The organism is Klebsiella sp. K47, assembly GCF_051858335.1.
Lineage (GTDB): Bacteria > Pseudomonadota > Gammaproteobacteria > Enterobacterales > Enterobacteriaceae > Klebsiella > Klebsiella pneumoniae.
Window position 1 is genome coordinate 26,713 of sequence record NZ_JBPYUI010000026.1, and the last position, 15,471, is coordinate 42,183.

The 15,471-nt window shown below is 55.3% G+C and carries 14 protein-coding genes and 4 tRNA genes (1 of these 18 only partly in view); 4 read left to right on the plus strand and 14 right to left on the minus strand.

Going from position 1 to position 15,471, the window contains the following annotated elements; translation table 11 throughout:
* The 9 genes from RRF55_RS21595 to nagB all read right to left on the minus strand — a co-directional run.
* A tRNA-Gln gene (locus RRF55_RS21595) sits at positions 1-55 on the minus strand (it extends 120 nt beyond the left edge of the window).
* A 36-nt stretch (positions 56-91) separates the two neighbouring features.
* Positions 92-166, minus strand: a tRNA-Gln gene (locus RRF55_RS21600).
* A 23-nt stretch (positions 167-189) separates the two neighbouring features.
* Positions 190-274 (minus strand) — tRNA-Leu (locus tag RRF55_RS21605).
* Positions 275-282: 8 nt separating this feature from the next.
* A tRNA-Met gene (locus RRF55_RS21610) sits at positions 283-359 on the minus strand.
* A 237-nt stretch (positions 360-596) separates the two neighbouring features.
* On the minus strand, positions 597-2,261 hold the full coding sequence (gene asnB / locus RRF55_RS21615; RefSeq protein ID WP_002894734.1) for an asparagine synthase B: 1,665 nt from the start codon (positions 2,259-2,261) through the stop codon (positions 597-599).
* A gap of 278 nt (positions 2,262-2,539) precedes the next feature.
* Entirely contained in the window at positions 2,540-3,292 is a 753-nt protein-coding gene (locus RRF55_RS21620; protein WP_002894738.1) for an HAD-IIA family hydrolase, read from the minus strand.
* Positions 3,293-3,408: 116 nt separating this feature from the next.
* Positions 3,409-4,629: a DNA-binding transcriptional regulator NagC gene (gene nagC, locus RRF55_RS21625; RefSeq protein WP_029602342.1), complete on the minus strand. Its 1,221-nt coding sequence runs from the start codon at positions 4,627-4,629 to the stop codon at positions 3,409-3,411.
* Positions 4,630-4,637: 8 nt separating this feature from the next.
* Positions 4,638-5,786 carry an N-acetylglucosamine-6-phosphate deacetylase gene (gene nagA, locus RRF55_RS21630; protein ID WP_002894747.1) on the minus strand — a complete coding sequence of 383 codons (1,149 nt, stop codon included), beginning with the start codon at positions 5,784-5,786 and terminating at the stop codon, positions 4,638-4,640.
* 113 nt (positions 5,787-5,899) lie between these two features.
* On the minus strand, positions 5,900-6,700 hold the full coding sequence (gene nagB / locus RRF55_RS21635; protein WP_002894749.1) for a glucosamine-6-phosphate deaminase: 801 nt from the start codon (positions 6,698-6,700) through the stop codon (positions 5,900-5,902).
* A gap of 314 nt (positions 6,701-7,014) precedes the next feature.
* Between nagB and nagE the strand changes: the two genes are divergently transcribed.
* The gene (gene nagE / locus RRF55_RS21640; protein ID WP_004147599.1) at positions 7,015-8,970 is read left to right on the plus strand and encodes a PTS N-acetyl glucosamine transporter subunit IIABC; all 1,956 of its coding nucleotides are present in this window, start codon (positions 7,015-7,017) and stop codon (positions 8,968-8,970) included.
* 178 nt (positions 8,971-9,148) lie between these two features.
* Positions 9,149-10,816 (plus strand): glutamine--tRNA ligase, encoded by a 1,668-nt coding sequence (gene glnS, locus RRF55_RS21645; protein ID WP_016529783.1) that lies wholly within the window; start codon positions 9,149-9,151, stop codon positions 10,814-10,816.
* Between the two features lie 54 nt (positions 10,817-10,870).
* On the opposite strand, the gene RRF55_RS21650 is transcribed toward glnS, so the two are convergent.
* Positions 10,871-11,179 (minus strand): hypothetical protein, encoded by a 309-nt coding sequence (locus RRF55_RS21650; protein WP_004176868.1) that lies wholly within the window; start codon positions 11,177-11,179, stop codon positions 10,871-10,873.
* A gap of 73 nt (positions 11,180-11,252) precedes the next feature.
* Here RRF55_RS21650 and chiP point away from each other — a divergent pair, with 73 nt between their 5' ends.
* Positions 11,253-12,656 carry a chitoporin ChiP gene (gene chiP / locus RRF55_RS21655; RefSeq protein ID WP_004152230.1) on the plus strand — a complete coding sequence of 468 codons (1,404 nt, stop codon included), beginning with the start codon at positions 11,253-11,255 and terminating at the stop codon, positions 12,654-12,656.
* 47 nt (positions 12,657-12,703) lie between these two features.
* A complete protein-coding gene (gene chiQ / locus RRF55_RS21660; RefSeq protein WP_002894759.1) occupies positions 12,704-13,036 on the plus strand; it encodes a ChiQ/YbfN family lipoprotein in 333 nt (110 codons plus the stop codon).
* 51 nt (positions 13,037-13,087) lie between these two features.
* Here the strand turns inward: chiQ and RRF55_RS21665 are convergent, their stop codons facing one another.
* From RRF55_RS21665 to ybfE, 4 genes are all read right to left on the minus strand, one after another.
* A complete protein-coding gene (locus RRF55_RS21665; RefSeq protein WP_016947158.1) occupies positions 13,088-13,531 on the minus strand; it encodes an MFS transporter in 444 nt (147 codons plus the stop codon).
* 121 nt (positions 13,532-13,652) lie between these two features.
* Positions 13,653-14,105 carry a ferric iron uptake transcriptional regulator gene (fur, locus tag RRF55_RS21670; RefSeq protein WP_002894761.1) on the minus strand — a complete coding sequence of 151 codons (453 nt, stop codon included), beginning with the start codon at positions 14,103-14,105 and terminating at the stop codon, positions 13,653-13,655.
* A gap of 291 nt (positions 14,106-14,396) precedes the next feature.
* Entirely contained in the window at positions 14,397-14,927 is a 531-nt protein-coding gene (fldA, locus tag RRF55_RS21675; protein WP_002894765.1) for a flavodoxin FldA, read from the minus strand.
* 151 nt (positions 14,928-15,078) lie between these two features.
* Positions 15,079-15,372: a LexA regulated protein gene (gene ybfE, locus RRF55_RS21680; RefSeq protein ID WP_002894767.1), complete on the minus strand. Its 294-nt coding sequence runs from the start codon at positions 15,370-15,372 to the stop codon at positions 15,079-15,081.
* Between the last annotated feature and the right edge of the window lie 99 nt (positions 15,373-15,471).

Sequence of the window (15,471 nt, forward strand, 5' to 3'; positions counted from 1 at the left end):
GAACCAGGGAATGCCGGTATCAAAAACCGGTGCCTTACCGCTTGGCGATACCCCAATACCGTCGCGGTGAACCGCAAATATCGAAGAAATATGGCTGGGGTACCTGGATTCGAACCAGGGAATGCCGGTATCAAAAACCGGTGCCTTACCGCTTGGCGATACCCCATCCGTACAACGCTAACTGGTGAATGGTGCGGGAGGCGAGACTTGAACTCGCACACCTTGCGGCGCCAGAACCTAAATCTGGTGCGTCTACCAATTTCGCCACTCCCGCAAAAAAGATGGTGGCTACGACGGGATTCGAACCTGTGACCCCATCATTATGAGTGATGTGCTCTAACCAGCTGAGCTACGTAGCCATCTTTTTTTCGCGTAACCTTATCGGCGTTGCGGGGCGCATTATGCGTATTGGGCCTGCGAGCGTCAACCTCTTTTTCAAGGAAAATCGTTGTAATGTGACTGTTTGGTTAGGTTGCGAACAGCTCGCTGGAATATTCGGCAATTATTGGTTATTTATCGTTTTTCAGCGGTATAAATCCGGCAAAAAGAAAACGGACCCCGGAGGGTCCGTTTTGCGTTTCACCGCCCGTCTGGGCTTATTTGTAGGCCGACTGGTGGACACCGACCGCGCGGCCTGATGGATCGTTCATGGTTTTGAACGCTTCATCCCACTCAATGGCTTTCGCTGAAGAGCAGGCCACCGACGGACCGCCAGGGACGCACTCCGCCGCGCTCGGCAGCGGGAACAGCTCTTCGAAGATCTCGCGGTACAAATAGCCTTCTTTGGAGGTCGGCGTGTTGTACGGGAAGCGGAAGCTTGCGGTTTCCAGTTGCTGGTCGCTGATCTGTTTGGCGGCCACTTCTTTCAGGGTATCGATCCAGCTGTAGCCGACGCCGTCAGAGAACTGCTCCTTCTGGCGCCAGGCGACGCTGGCCGGCAGGTAGGATTCAAAGCATTCGCGCAGAATGTGTTTTTCCATTTTGCCGTTGCCGCACATCTTATCCTGCGGGTTAATGCGCATCGCGACGTCGAGGAACTTCTTGTCGAGGAACGGCACGCGGGCCTCCACGCCCCAGGCGGACATCGCTTTGTTGGCGCGGGCGCAGTCAAACATATGCAGCGCCTGCAACTTACGCACCGTCTCTTCGTGCAGTTCTTTGGCGTTCGGCGCCTTATGGAAGTAGAGGTAGCCGCCGAACACTTCGTCCGAACCTTCGCCGGAAAGCACCATTTTGATGCCCATGGCTTTAATTTTCCGCGACATCAGGTACATCGGCGTCGAGGCGCGAATAGTGGTCACATCGTAGGTTTCGATGTGATAGATAACGTCGCGGATGGCATCCAGCCCTTCCTGGACGGTAAAGTGAATTTCGTGGTGCACGGTGCCGAGGTGGTTGGCCACCTCCTGCGCCGCTTTCAGGTCAGGAGAGCCTTCCAGACCGACCGCGAAAGAGTGCAGCTGCGGCCACCAGGCTTCGCTACGCTCCTGATCTTCGACGCGACGGGCGGCGAATTTCTTGGTGATAGCCGAGATGACCGATGAATCAAGACCGCCGGAGAGCAGCACGCCGTAAGGCACGTCGGACATCAGGTGGCTTTTCACCGACTCTTCCAGCGCCTGACGCAGCTCGTTCTTATCGGTAACGTTGTCTTTCACCGCGTCGTAATCAAACCAGTCGCGCTGATAGTACTGGCGAATTTCGCCGTCTTTGCTCCACAGGTAGCTGCCCGCCGGGAACTCTTTAATGGTGCGGCATACCGGCACTAGCGCTTTCATTTCGGAGGCGACATAGAAGTTGCCGTGTTCGTCATGGCCCATATACAGCGGGATAATGCCGATATGGTCGCGGCCAATTAAGTACGCGTCTTTTTCGCTGTCGTACAGGGCGAAGGCGAACATTCCCTGCAGATCGTCGAGGAACTCCGGGCCTTTTTCCTGATACAGCGCGAGGATCACTTCGCAGTCGGAACCGGTCTGGAACTGGTAGCGATCGCCATACTCCGCGCGCAGCGCCTGGTGGTTGTAGATCTCGCCGTTAACGGCCAGCGCATGGGTTTTTTCGGCGTTGTACAGCGGCTGGGCCCCGGCGTTGACGTCGACAATCGACAGGCGCTCGTGCGCCAGAATCGCTTTGTCGCTGGCATATACGCCAGACCAGTCCGGACCGCGGTGGCGCATCAGGCGGGAAAGCTCCAGCGCCTTTTTACGCAGCTCGCCTGCGTCAGTTTTAATATCCAGTACGCCAAAAATAGAACACATAGCCTTCTCCATTACCCTGTCGTGTTTGATGTTGTGCTGGCTTCGTCTCGTGGCGAAGCCTGAGTGCGTGCTTAAGAAAATGCCGTAAAGGGGGAGCAGGCGCAAGGGTTTTGCGGCCGGAAAAAGAAAAAACGCAACCGTGATTGTTGAACAGTGAAAAAAGAGTATCTTTTGAACGGCTTTATTGAGGAATTCGTATTTATAGGCCGTTTTTATTAGATGGGGTAATTCTGATGGGCGCTAGAAATGAAAAACCACGTCCTGCGACGTGGTTGGCATCAGAAAATATCGATTTCCGCGACGGAAGGGTAAATCCACGACGGGCGGAACGGCATGCTGTCGATGTCGTCGAGGGTGGAGACGCCGGAGAGCACCAAAATAGTCTCCAGCCCCGCCTGGAAACCGGCCAGTATATCGGTGCGCAGGTTATCGCCGACGATCACCGTCTGCTCGGAGTGAGCCTGCATTTTATTCAGTGCTGAACGGATGATCCACGGGCTGGGTTTGCCGACGTAAAACGGCTTACGGCCGGAGATCTTCTCGATCCCGGCGCAAAGCGCGCCGCAGGCAGGGTAGAAGCCGCGACCGTGCGTATCCGGGTTAGTGGCAATGAAGCGGGCGCCGTTGGCGACGAAGAAGGCGGCCTTATGCATCATTTCCCAGTTAAAGGAACGAGTTTCCCCGACGATGACAAAATCCGGGTTCACATCGGTAATGGTAAAGCCGGCTTTGTACAGCTCGTGGATCAGCGCCCCTTCTCCCACCACGTAGGCTTTTTTGCCTTCCTGGCGACGCAGAAAATCGGCGGTGGCCATCGCTGAGGTGTAAAAGGCGCTATCCGGAACATCAATTCCAGCGGTGGCGAAACGGTTCGCCAGATCCTGGCCGGTTTGCGACGGGTAGTTGGTCAGCATTACCAGCGGCATGCCTTTATCGAGGATGCGCTTGATAAACTCGGCTGCGCCGGGAACGGCGACGTTATCGTGCATCAGTACGCCGTCAATATCACAAATTATGTTTTGAATGGTCATGGTGGGTCCAGAATCATTAACAAAGACGAAACTATACGCGTCATCGATGAGGTTTCACACCTCTGACGGGCGAGGCCCGCCCGTATCAAGGTGACGCGCTATCAGAAAAGGGGCGATTAGCTCTCAAGCAAACGCTGCAGCAGCGTGCCATTGAGCATGGCGCGTTTGACCAGCGCGAAGGCGCCGATTGCAGAGCGGTGATCGAGGGTGGAGCGCACCACCGGCAGGTTCTTACGAAACGCCTTAAGCGCCTGGGCGTTAATGCAGCCTTCGATGGCCGGAAGAAGGACCTTTTCAGCTTCCACTATTTCGCCGGCGACGACGATTTTTTGTGGGTTGAACAGGTTAATGGCGATGGCGATCGTTTTCCCGAGGTGGCGCCCCACGTACTCAATCACCTCGCAGGCCAGGGCATCGCCCTTGTTGGCCGCTTTGCAGATAGTTTTGATCGTGCAGTCATCCGGCGTCAGACGGCTCTGGTAGCCCTGCTCCAGCAGGTGGCGAACCCGCTGTTCAATGGCGGCATTGGCCGCGACGGTCTCCAGACAGCCGAAGTTGCCGCAGTGGCAGCGTTCGCCCAGCGGGTCGACCTGAATATGGCCAATTTCGCCAACGTTGCCGTTGCGGCCGATAAAAATGCGCCCGTTGGAGATAATCCCCGCCCCGGTACCGCGGTGCACGCGCACCAGAATGGAGTCTTCGCAATCCTGGCTTGCGCCAAAATAGTGCTCGGCCAGCGCCAGGCTGCGGATATCGTGGCCAACAAAGCAGGTAACGTTGAAGCGTTTCTCCAGCGCCCCGACCAGGCCCCAGTTTTCCACCGCAATATGCGGCATATAGCGGATCACGCCGCTTTCCGGGTCGACGAGGCCCGGCAGGATCACTGAGATAGCGATCAGCTCGCGAATTTTGCGCTGACAGTTTTCGATAAAGGTGGCGATGATATTCAGCAGGGCGTGTTCCAGCGTTTCCTGGGTGCGCTCGGGCAGCGGGAAGTGCTCCTCTTCCAGGGTCTTGCTGCTTAAATCATACAGGGTCAGAGTGGCGTCATAGCGGCCAAGCCGCACGCCGATGGCGTTGAAGCTGCGGGTTTCTGCGATGATAGAGATAGCGCGGCGGCCACCGGTGGAGGCCTGCTGATCGACTTCTTTGATCAGGCCGCGCTCAATAAGCTGACGCGTGATTTTGGTCACGCTGGCAGGGGCAAGCTGGCTTTGTTCGGCTATCTGAATGCGCGAGATGGGCCCATGCTGGTCAATCAGGCGGTACACGGCCGCGCTGTTCAGTTGTTTTACGAGGTCAACGTTACCAATTTGAGCTTGTCCGCCTGCTGTCATACTTTTACTTACTCAGTGACGACCTCGTTACCATTAACGATGGTCTTGGTGATTTTATAATCGCGTGTAAAGGCGGTCAGGTTAGCGACCATGCCCGGCGCAATGCTGCCGAGCTGCTTGTCCACGCCGATAGCGCGCGCAGGATAGAGCGTCGCCATGCGCAATACTTCGTCCAGTGCCACGCCGCAATGCTCAACCAGATTACGCACCCCTTCAATCATGGTCAGGGAAGATCCGCTGAGGGTGCCGTTTTCATCTACGCACAGCCCATTGCGGTAGTATATTGTTTTCCCGGCAAAAATGAACTGGTCAATATTCGCCCCCGCCGGCGCGGTGGCGTCGGTGACCAGGCACAGCTTGTCGCCTTTCAGGCGCTTGGCGTTGCGCACGTTGGCGTAATCGACGTGCATCCCGTCGACGATGATACCGCAGTAGACATCCGGCTCGTCAAAAATCGCCCCGGCAAGACCCGGTTCGCGGCCGGTAATGTACGGCATCGCATTATACAGGTGGGTGGCGAAGGTAATGCCCGCACGGAAGCCGACTTTCGCCTCTTTCAGCGTAGCGTTGGAGTGGCCCGCGGAGACAACGATCCCGGCGGCGACCAGTTTGCGGATCACTTCTGGCTCAACGCGCTCAGGGGCGAGGGTCACTTTGGTGATCACATCGGCGTTGTCGCACAGGAAATCGACCAGCGCCGCGTCCGGTTTACGCACGTAGTCCGGATTGTGGGTGCCTTTCTTAACGATATTCAGCCACGGCCCTTCGAGATGCAGGCCCAGCGCCTGGTTCGGATGTTTTTGCAGATATTCGCGCATCACGCGCACGCCTTGCTTCATCAGATCGTCGCTGGAGGTAATCAGCGTCGGCAGGAAGCTGGTGCAGCCTGAGCGTTCGTTGGCCTTCTGCATGATCTCCAGCGTTTCGACAGTGACCGCCTCTGGGCTGTCGTTAAACTGCACGCCGCCGCAGCCGTTGAGCTGGACGTCGATAAAACCGGGGGCGATTATTGCGCCGTTGACTGAGCGCTGCTCGATGTCAGACGGCAAATCTGCCAGCGGACAAAGACGTTCGATAAAGCCATTAGCGATAACAACCGCATGGTCATCGAGAATTTCATGACCGGTATAAACCCGGCCCTGGGTTAATGCATACATTACGACCCCCGGTATATACGCCTCATCAGGTCAGCGTTCGTTCGTTTGCCGCCGGCATGATGGTGCGTACAAAGAAAAAGATGATCCCGCGCCAGGGCGCGGGAAGGACTACATTACAGACCTTTAATATTTTCAGCTTCTAATTCGTTGAAATATTTCAGCGTCTTCACTTTCAGCTCCATGGTGGACGGTTCGTCGCAGACGATCACCGCCTTCGGATGCAGCTGCAGACAGGTAATGGTCCACATGTGGTTGACGTTACCTTCTACCGCCGCCTGCAGCGCCAGCGCTTTCTGATGACCCAGCACCAGAATCATCACTTCTTCTGCGTCCAGCAGGGTGCCCACGCCGACGGTCAGCGCATATTTCGGCACCAGATCCACATCGCCGTCGAAGAAGCGGGAGTTCGCTACGCGGGTTTCATGGGTCAGGGTCTTAATACGGGTGCGGGACGCCAGAGAAGAGGCCGGTTCGTTAAACGCGATATGACCATCGTTGCCCACGCCGCCCATGAACAGGTGGATTTTACCGTAGGAACGAATTTTTTCTTCATAGCGACGGCATTCCGCATCGATGTCCGGCGCGTTACCATTCAGCAGGTTGATATTTTCTGCCGGAATATCAACGTGGTCAAAGAAATTACGGTGCATAAAGCTATGATAGCTTTCCGGATGCTCTTTCGGCAGGCCAACGTATTCATCCATGTTAAAGGTGACGACGTGCTTGAAGCTAACCTGGCCTGCTTTATGCATTTCAACCAGCGCCTTGTAGGCGGTCAGCGGGGTACCACCGGTTGGCAGACCCAGGACGAACGGACGGTCCGCGGTTGGTTTAAATGCATTAATGCGGTTAACGATATGGCGGGCAGCCCATTTACCGACCTGCTCAGCGGTTACCAGGGGAATCAGTCTCATTCTTCACCTCTATAGTCAAAGTAGATTCTGGCGGATTGGCGCCAGCACTCTAAGGAGAGTATTGCAGCAACTGCGCCGACCGGGGTCAATCCGTGTTGATTTTTTGAATGATAAAATAAGTTTTCGTTGTTAGCCAGTGCAAGGGAGGAGGGAATACGATATTTGGTGATAATTATCACAAAAAATACCCGTTTAATTTGCGATACGAATTAATTTTTCACACACTTTGCCGGTAAGTGATAAAACCGACCTTGTTACACAATAAAAAAGTGGCTTTGAAATGAGCCTCATCGGGGTCTCATAGGGGGAATAAGATGAATATTTTAGGTTTCTTTCAGCGACTGGGTAGGGCGTTGCAGCTCCCTATCGCAGTGCTGCCGGTCGCGGCATTGCTGCTGCGTTTCGGGCAACCAGACCTGTTGAATGTACCCTTCATCGCGCAAGCGGGTGGGGCGATCTTCGATAATCTGGCGCTGATCTTCGCAATTGGTGTGGCATCAAGCTGGTCCAAGGATAACGCCGGTTCTGCGGCGCTGGCCGGTGCGGTAGGGTATTTCGTGATGACCAAAGCGATGGTCACCATCAACCCGGAAATCAATATGGGCGTGCTGGCCGGTATCATTACCGGTCTGGTGGCAGGGGCGGTATACAACCGCTGGGCCGGCATCAAGCTGCCGGACTTCCTGAGCTTCTTCGGCGGCAAACGCTTCGTGCCGATCGCCACCGGCTTCTTCTGTCTGATCCTCGCGGCGATCTTCGGCTACGTCTGGCCGCCGGTGCAGCACGCTATCCACTCTGGCGGCGAATGGATCGTCTCCGCAGGGGCGCTGGGTTCCGGTATCTTTGGTTTCATCAACCGTCTGCTGATCCCAACCGGTCTGCATCAGGTGCTGAACACCATCGCCTGGTTCCAGATTGGTGAGTTCACTAACGCCGCTGGCGCTGTGTTCCACGGCGACATCAACCGCTTCTACGCCGGCGACGGCACCGCGGGGATGTTCATGTCCGGCTTCTTCCCAATCATGATGTTTGGTCTGCCGGGTGCGGCGCTGGCGATGTATCTGGCGGCGCCGAAAGCGCGTCGTCCGATGGTAGGCGGTATGCTGCTGTCCGTGGCCATCACCGCGTTCCTGACCGGGGTAACCGAGCCGCTGGAATTCCTGTTCATGTTCCTGGCTCCGCTGCTGTACCTCCTGCATGCGGTGCTGACCGGTATCAGCCTGTTCATCGCAACGGCGCTCGGGATCCATGCGGGCTTCTCCTTCTCCGCAGGTGCAATTGACTACGTGCTGATGTACAGCCTGCCGGCCGCCAGCAAAAACGTCTGGATGCTGCTGGTGATGGGCGTGGTGTTCTTCTTCGTCTACTTCCTGCTGTTCAGCGCGGTGATCCGCATGTTCAACCTGAAAACGCCGGGTCGTGAAGACAAAGCCGCTGACGTGGTAACGGAAGAAGCCAACAGCAACACTGAAGAGGGGCTGACCCAGCTGGCGACCAGCTATATCGCCGCGGTGGGCGGAACAGACAACCTGAAAGCCATTGACGCCTGTATCACCCGTCTGCGTCTGACCGTGGGCGATTCGGCGAAGGTGAACGACGCCGCCTGTAAACGTCTCGGCGCGTCCGGGGTGGTGAAACTGAATAAGCAAACCATTCAGGTTATCGTCGGTGCGAAAGCAGAGTCTATCGGCGATGAGATGAAAAAAGTGGTTACCCGCGGCCCGGTAGCGGCAGCGGCAGCCGCACCGGCTGGCAACGTCGCCACCGCAGCGCCCGCGGCTAAACCGCAGGCGGTAGCGAACGCGAAGACCGTTGAGTCGCTGGTTTCGCCGATTACCGGTGACGTGGTGGCCCTCGAGCAGGTGCCGGACGAAGCCTTCGCCAGCAAAGCCGTTGGCGACGGGATCGCGGTGAAACCGACCAGCAACATCGTGGTGGCCCCGGCCGCCGGTACCGTGGTGAAAATTTTCAACACTAACCACGCGTTCTGCCTCGAAACCAACAACGGTGCGGAAATCGTCGTTCACATGGGTATCGACACCGTGGCGCTGGAAGGCAAGGGCTTCAAACGTCTGGTTGAAGAGGGCACGGACGTGAAGGCGGGTGAGCCGATTCTGGAAATGGATCTGGACTTCCTCAACGCCAACGCGCGCTCAATGATCAGTCCGGTCGTCTGCAGCAACAGCGATGACTACAGCGCGCTGGTGATACTGGCGAGCGGTAAGGTCGTTGCTGGCCAGACGCCGCTGTATGAGATTAAAGGCAAGTAAGGCTCCTGAGTCGAGTTTTTGCCTCAGCGGCGAAGGGAAACCTTCGCCGCTTTTTTTTCCAGCAATCGGCCCCATAATCCTCTTCTGATACCTATTTTACGTAACTAATAGTTGTCACTACGCCCTGCTTGTAAGATCATGTGCCGTTATACGTTGTTTACGCTTTGAGGAACCCGTGATGAGTGAGGCAGAAGCCCGCCCGACTAACTTTATCCGTCAGATTATTGATGAAGATCTGGCTACCGGTAAACATACCACCGTTCACACTCGCTTCCCGCCGGAGCCGAACGGTTATCTGCACATTGGCCATGCGAAATCCATCTGCCTGAACTTCGGCATCGCCCAGGATTATCAGGGTCAATGCAACCTGCGTTTCGATGACACCAACCCGGTGAAAGAAGATATCGAATACGTTGAGTCGATTAAAAACGACGTGCAGTGGTTAGGTTTCCACTGGTCCGGGGACGTATGCTACTCGTCTGATTATTTCGATCAGCTGCATCAATATGCGGTTGAGCTGATCAACAAAGGTCTGGCCTATGTTGATGAACTCTCTCCTGATGAAATTCGCGAATACCGCGGCACCCTGAAAGCGCCGGGTAAAAACAGCCCGTATCGCGACCGCAGCGTGGAAGAGAACCTGGCGCTGTTTGAAAAAATGCGCAGCGGCGGCTTCGAAGAGGGTAAAGCCTGCCTGCGCGCGAAGATCGATATGGCGTCGCCGTTTATCGTGATGCGCGATCCGGTGCTGTACCGCATTAAGTTCGCTGAGCATCATCAGACCGGCAACAAGTGGTGCATCTACCCGATGTACGACTTCACCCACTGCATCAGCGATGCGCTGGAAGGCATTACCCACTCGCTGTGTACCCTGGAGTTCCAGGACAACCGCCGCCTGTACGATTGGGTGCTGGACAACATCAGCATCCCGGTGCATCCGCGTCAGTACGAATTCTCGCGCCTGAATCTCGAATACACCGTGATGTCCAAGCGTAAGCTGAACCAGCTGGTGACTGAGAAGCACGTGGAAGGCTGGGACGACCCGCGTATGCCGACCATCTCAGGTCTGCGTCGTCGCGGCTACACCGCCGAATCCATCCGCGAGTTCTGCAAGCGCATCGGCGTGACCAAGCAGGACAACACCATCGAGATGGCGTCGCTGGAGTCCTGCATTCGTGAAGATCTGAACGAAAACGCCCCGCGCGCGATGGCGGTGATCGATCCGGTGAAACTGGTTATCGAGAACTATCCGCAGGGCGAAAGCGAAATGGTGGTGATGCCGAACCATCCGAACAAGCCGGAAATGGGCAGTCGTGAAGTGCCATTCAGCGCCGAAATCTGGATCGATCGCGCGGACTTCCGCGAAGAAGCCAACAAACAGTACAAGCGTCTGGTGCTGGGTAAAGAAGTGCGTCTGCGCAACGCCTACGTCATCAAAGCGGAACGCGTGGAGAAAGATGCCGAAGGCAATATTACCACCATCTTCTGCACCTACGATGCCGACACCCTGAGCAAAGACCCGGCCGACGGCCGCAAGGTCAAAGGCGTGATCCATTGGGTAAGCGCGGCGCATGCGCTGCCGGTAGAGATCCGTCTCTACGATCGTCTGTTCAGCGTGCCAAACCCGGGCGCGGCGGAAGATTTCCTCGCAGTGATCAACCCGGAATCGCTGGTGATCAAACAGGGGTACGCGGAGCCGAGCCTGGCGCAGGCCGAAGCCGGTAAAGCTTACCAGTTTGAGCGTGAAGGCTATTTCTGCCTCGACAGCCGCTATGCAACCGCAACCAGTCTGGTGTTCAACCGCACCGTCGGGCTGCGTGATACCTGGGCGAAAGCGGGCGAATAACATTTCTTTTCTGTCAAAGCGTCGCTCCCAGCGGCGCTTTTTTTTGTTTCAGAATCAGCTAATTAAACTTTTCATTTTCGCGATGCGAATTAATTCTGTTTCTGCGTGGTAATAAATAGCGCTTCTGATGTTTCCTGTCACATACAAAAAACCAATGTAATCGCTTTCAATGATTGCGTTTTTCCCTGATTTTGCAATGACTTCCATAACAAAATCATCAGAGATAAGACTGTAACAAAACGACATAAAATATGTGCGCTTTGTCATAATCTTAAGCTTTGCCTCACGAAAAACATTGATAATTCGCGCCACGAAAAATAGTCTATCTACAGTGGTTTCGCGGTCTTTTTTACCGCCCCACATTTTGCAGTTTTATTTATTTTTTAGCGATTGACCGCTGGTCTTCGCCTTTTAAAACGTCAAAGAGGATATGCACATGCGTACGTTTAGTGGCAAACGTAGTACGCTGGCGCTGGCTATTGCCGCCGTCACCGCGATGTCGGGCTGGGTTGTGGCTCCACAGGCCAGCGCAGCAGGCTTTATCGATGATTCAACCTTAACCGGCGGTATCTATTACTGGCAGCGTGAGCGTGACCGTAAAGATGTGACCGACGGCGACAAATACAAAACCAACCTTTCCCACTCTACCTGGAACGCCAACCTGGACTTCCAGTCCGGCTATGCCGCCGATATGTTTGGCCTTGATATTGCCGCGTTTACCGCGATTGAAATGGCGGAGAACGGCGATAGCGGTCACCCGAACGAAATTGCCTTCTCGTCACGTAACAAAGCCTATGACGAAGACTATTCCGGCGATAAGAGCGGCATCAGCCTGTATAAAGCCGCAGCGAAATTCAAATATGGTCCGGCGTGGGCACGTGCGGGCTATATCCAGCCAACCGGCCAGACTCTGCTGGCCCCGCACTGGAGTTTTATGCCAGGTACCTATCAGGGGGCGGAGGCCGGGGCTAACTTCGACTATGGCACGGCGGGCGCGTTAAGTTTCTCCTATATGTGGACGAACGAGTATAAAGCGCCATGGCATATCGAGATGGACGATTTCTATCAGAACGATAAGAAGACCAAAGTCGATTATCTCCACTCCGTCGGCGCTAAATATGATTTCAAAAATGACCTGGTGCTGGAGGCGGCATTTGGTCAGGCTCAGGGCTATATCGATCAGTACTTTGCTAAAGCCAGCTACAAGTTTGACGTCGCCGGCGCGCCGCTGAGCACCAGCTACCAGTTCTACGGCACCCGCGATAAGGTCAGCAACGGCGGGGTCAACGACATCTATGATGGCACCGCATGGCTGCAGGCGTTAACCTTTGGTTATAAGGTGGCGGATGTCCTGGATCTGCGTCTCGAGGGAACCTGGGTGAAGGCTGATGGCCAGCAGGGCTACTTCCTGCAGCGTATGACCCCGACCTACGCCTCTTCCAATGGTCGTCTCGATATCTGGTGGGATAACCGCTCCGACTTTAACGCCAATGGCGAAAAAGCGGTCTTCTTTGGCGCGATGTATGACATGAAAAACTGGGATATGCCGGGCTGGGCGTTCGGCGCGTCTTATGTCTACGCCTGGGATGCGAAGCCGGGCCGAATGTCCTCTCCGGATGCGTACTATGACCCTGACTATCGCCTGAAAGAGTCGGCCTATAGCCTGGATGCAATGTATACCGTACAGGAAGGGCGGGCGAAGGGCACCCTGTTCAAACTGCACTTTACCCAATACGACAACCATTCCGATATTCCGAGCTGGAGCGGCGGCTACGGCAACATCTTCCAGGATGAGCGCGACGTGAAGTTCATGGTTATCGCCCCGTTCACTATTTTCTGATGCCTGCGCGGCGGGCGTGAGCCTGCCGCACCTCTGGGAGAACGACAATGAAAAAAATGCTGCTTATTGCCATGATGGCAGCGGGCCTGGTGGCCTGCACCACGTCGCCGGCGCCGAAAGAAGACACCAAACTGAAAGATGCCTATAGCGCCTGTATTAATACGGCGGAAGGGAATCCGGACAAGATTGAAGCCTGCCAGAGCGTACTGAATGTGCTGAAAAAGGATAAACAGCACCAGCAGTTCGCCAACCAGGAGAGCGTTCGCGTCCTGGATTACCAACAGTGTATTCAGGCCACCCGCACCGGCAACGATCAGGCGGTGAAAGCGCGCTGCGATCAGATCTGGAAGGAGATCCGCAGCAATAATACGACCCATTAAATCAGACGACAGCGGCAAACGGGCGGGGCATATCTCCGCCCGTTTGTTTTTTTAGCGCTGACTCTCCGCCGGCTGATAGCCGCGGCTCAGCCGCACGAACAGTAGCGCGGTGGCAATGAATCCGCACAGCGCGGCGCACATTAGCCACCAGCCCGGCGCGCTTTTATCGCCGGTGAGCTCGACCAGGGCGGTGGAAATAGCTGGCGTCAGTCCGCCGAAGATCGTGGTGGCAAGGCTGAAGGCCAGCGAAAAGCCCATGGTGCGGACGTATACCGGCATAACTTCGGTCAGCGCCGCGACCATCGCGCCGTTATACATGCCAAAGAAGAACGAGAACCATAGCAGGACCAGCGTCATACGGGTGAAATCGGGCGCGACGGTGAGCCAGTGCATCACCGGCCAGGTGGTGAGCAGCGCCAGCACGGTAATGCCCATCAGCACCGGACGACGACCGATCCGATCAGAGATCGCCCCGCTGGCGAAGTTCCATATCAACTCTCCGGACAAAGCGGGGATGAGGAAAGTCACCCCAGGGGCGTGTGCGGGAAGGGCGCCAGAGGCGCCCATAAAAAAGCCAACCGGCAGGTTGGCTTTTCAGTCTCAGCGAAACGGGGAATTATTTTTCCACCGCGTCGTGGGCGTGTTCGTCCTCGCGGCAATCCCCTTCCGCACAGTGACCGTACAGATACAGACTGTGGTTGGTCAGGCGGATGCCGTGGCGGGAGGCAATTTCACGCTGGCGTAATTCGATCGAATCGTCGCTGAATTCGATCACTTTGCCGCAGTCGAGGCAGATCAGGTGATCGTGGTGATGCTGCTGGGTCAGTTCGAAAACGGATTTTCCGCCTTCGAAATTATGACGAGTCACGATGCCGGCGTCATCAAACTGGTTGAGGACGCGGTAAACGGTCGCCAGACCGATCTCTTCGCCCATGTCGATCAGGCGTTTATATAAGTCTTCCGCACTGACATGATGGTTATCCGGTTCCTGCAGCACTTCAAGGATTTTTAGTCGAGGAAGTGTGACTTTCAGGCCAGCCTTCTTTAATGCGGTATTGTTGTCAGTCATGCGGAATCTGTCCTGTTGCTAAACGATCTACTTCCTTCAACGGAAGTCATACAGAAATTAACCCGACGTAATGCGTCTCATTATAGAACTGCCACTGGTAAATGAAAACTGCAAGCATCAGGCCTGGTTTGCTGTCAAAAACGAGGCACCAGCTACAAACTGCGTCACGTGCCTCGTAGAATCAGAGGACATTGTACAGATATGTGATTAAAAGTTAAAAACTTGTAGCTATTAGTTTGATTGCTTTTGTCTATTAATGCGGCGCAACTCAATGATTGCGCCGCTTAATCATCAGGCGTTTTTGATTTCTTCGAGGTGCAGCTCTTCGGCAACCTGCTTCACCCATTTCTCAACGCGCTCGTTGGTCAGCTCCGGCTGGCGGTCTTCATCGATGGCGAGGCCGACGAAGTGGTCGTCATCCGCCAGGCCTTTGGAAGCCTCAAAATGATACCCCGCCGTTGGCCAGTGACCGACGATGGTCGCGCCGCGCGGCTCAATGATGTCGCGGATGGTGCCCAGCGCGTCGCAGAAGTATTCTGCGTAATCTTCCTGGTCGCCGCAGCCGAACAGCGCCACCAGTTTGCCATTGAAGTCGATCTCTTCCAGCGTCGGGAAGAAGTCATCCCAGTCACACTGCGCTTCACCGTAGTACCAGGTCGGGATACCGAGCAGCAGGATGTCGTGGGCTTCCAGGTCTTCTTTGCTGCTTTTGGCAATGTCGTGAACATCAGCAACATCTTTACCAAGCTGCTTTTGAATCATTTTTGCAATATTTTCGGTGTTGCCGGTGTCGCTGCCAAAAAAGATGCCGATGATTGCCATGAGTAAAATAACCTCTTGAAACTTAAATGATGTGGTAGGGACGCAATGCCCATAGATAACGGCAATCATAGCAGAACAGGCAAGGGCGCGGAAACAGCAATCACGCCCGACTGCACACTCTGCTACATGAATGCGGGTTTTTCGCGGAAAGTTAGACTTTTCCCTGGCTGCGCAGGGCGGTTAACTGGGTCATCAGCATCTCTTCAATGAGATCGCTGCGGCTCATATTACGCGCTTCCGCCAGCTCGTTGAGCGCATCGACCGCATCGGCGTTGAGTTTTAACTCCACGCGCTTCAGCCCGCGAACCTTATCGCGTTTCAGCTGGTTACGTTTGTTGATGCGCAGTTGTTCATCGCGCGACAGCGGATTGGTTTTCGGTCTTCCCGGGCGACGCTCGTTTGCGAACAAATCTAATGTCGTACGGTCCGTTTGTTCTTTTGCCATGATTCTGAGTGACTTCGGGGAAACAAGCTGCCGGGCTCTAGCCGGCGCAGATAGCGCGCCATCATACATCAGGCGAACGGCTGCGCCAACGACCGCGGG